Annotated in this window: 1 protein-coding gene; it reads left to right on the forward strand. The window is 60.0% G+C overall.

The features are described 5' to 3' along the window. Positions 1–69: 69 nt before the first annotated feature. Positions 70–1,101, forward strand: a complete 1,032-nt coding sequence (locus tag IVA75_RS34885; protein WP_247290084.1) for an IS110 family transposase — start codon at positions 70–72, stop codon at positions 1,099–1,101. Positions 1,102–1,379: the final 278 nt, after the last annotated feature.

Consider the following 1,379-nt stretch of genomic DNA (forward strand, 5'->3'; position numbering starts at 1 on the left):
GCCAATGGTATGGACCCCGCCCTTGCGGCGGTGGAATCTCAAGCGTCAACTGCAGCGAAGGAGGATGTTATGCAGGTCGTTCGGATAGGTCTAGATCTGGCGAAGTATGTCTTCGAAGTTCACGGCGTCGACAACCACGGGAAAGTCGTTGTGCGAAAGAGGTTACGTCGCGATGCGGTGGCCGGCTTTTTCGCCAATTTACCGGCCTGCCTGGTCGGCATGGAGGCTTCCAACGGGGCACACTATTGGGCTCGCGTGCTCACGGAGCTTGGCCATCAGGTCCGACTAATCAGCCCTCAGTTCGTGACACCATACGTCAAGTCGAACAAAAACGACCAGAACGATGCGGAAGCCATCTGCGAAGCGGTCGGTCGTCCGTCCATGCGCTTCGTGCCACCGAAATCAACCGATCAGCTGGCGGTACAGGCCGTCCACCGCATTCGCCAGCGCCTGGTCGCCGATCGAGTCAGGCTCGTCAATCAAATTCGCGGTCTTCTGTCCGAGCATGGGATTGTCATTGCCCGTGACATTGCGCAGCTGCGGCGTGGCCTCGCGGTCATCGTAGGAAACATCAATGACGACCTCAGCGAGATGCTCCGAGCGCTCATGAGGGAACTGCAAGAGGAGCTGTCCGAGCTTGATACCCGCATTGCAGCCTATGACCGGCGGATAAGGGAAATCTTCCGTACGAGTGAGCAGTGCCAGCGGCTCGGCAAAATCGAAGGCGTCGGACCTGTGACAGCAACAGCCTTGGTCGCCGCCGTGGGCGATAGAAGCTGTTTCAAGAACGGCCGACAGTTCGCGGCTTGGCTTGGTCTGGTACCCAAGCAGCGATCCAGTGGAGGGCGGGCCCGCTTGTTCGGCATCAGCAAACGGGGGGATCGATACCTGCGGACGCTGATGATTCACGGAGCTCGCGCCGCTTTAAGCCGTGCTAATGGCAAGCAGGATCCGCGAAGCCTATGGCTCGGCAAGATGCGGCAACGGCGCCATCCCAATGTCGCGGCCGTGGCTCTTGCCAACAAGAACGCGCGGATCGTGTGGGCTATGCTCACAGGCGGCGCGGCTTATGAGCCGGCGCTTTCGGTGAAGGCGGCCTGAAGCGAAGCGGCAATCAAGGAAAGGAGGTCTCACCGGCAATTGCAACAAATGGCAGGAGATGGCGAAACGGTCACCCCGTCGCTTCCCGAACCTGATGTGTGGACCGGCACGGCTTGCGCCGATGTCTCGGGGCCGTTGAGGTGGAAGCGGGCGAAAACCATCGAGGCTCGCGGCGGAGACGTTGTCCAGCCGCATCAAGAAGCCGGATATACGTCAGCAGTTGTGGCCGTCGATCCTGATCAAGCCAGTCGTTGCAATCGGGCGGGGTCCATATACGT

This window comes from Bradyrhizobium sp. 134, assembly GCF_023074155.1.
Lineage (GTDB): Bacteria > Pseudomonadota > Alphaproteobacteria > Rhizobiales > Xanthobacteraceae > Bradyrhizobium.

Excerpts from the sequence above, each read along its gene's own strand:
- IVA75_RS34885 (WP_247290084.1), top strand. The coding sequence starts at position 70 with ATGCAGGTCGTTCGGATAGGTCTAGATCTGGCGAAGTATGTCTTCGAA.